Origin of the sequence: Dyella sp. ASV21, assembly GCF_016428975.1 — a bacterium.
In the GTDB taxonomy this organism is placed as follows: Bacteria; Pseudomonadota; Gammaproteobacteria; order Xanthomonadales; family Rhodanobacteraceae; genus Dyella.
On sequence record NZ_JAELTT010000197.1, the window covers coordinates 1 to 402 of the forward strand.

At 75.1% G+C, this 402-nt stretch carries 1 pseudogene; it reads right to left on the reverse strand.

The annotated features are described in order from the left end of the window. Positions 1–173: 173 nt before the first annotated feature. Positions 174–251: pseudogene (locus JHD67_RS22500) on the reverse strand (NrdJb); the annotation flags it as partial. Positions 252–402 lie beyond the last annotated feature (151 nt).

Here is a 402-nt window from a genome sequence, read left to right on the forward strand (position 1 = left end):
CCCCCCCCCCCCCCCCCCCCCCCCCCCCCCCCCCCCCCCCCCCCCCCCCCCCCCCCCCCCCCCCCCCCCCCCCTTTTTTCATGATACCGCGCCCCCCGAGCTCTACACCCGTACGTTGTCGTCGGCAGCGTCAGATGTGTATAAGAGACAGGTCCGTATCCAACGATCCCGCTGTATCGTCCGCCACGGGGGTCGAACACGGCTTTCATCTCTTCCACCAGGAAGGTGATGTCGCCGCCCTTGCGGAACAGGGGGGGGGGGGGGGGGGGGGCGAGCCCACGAGACCCGTGACCGAATCTCGTTTGGCGGGGTAGTCTTGAAAATTGTGGGGGGGGGGGGGGGGGGGGGGGGGGGGGGGGGGGGGGGGGGGGGGGGGGGGGGGGGGGGGGGGGGGGGGGGGGG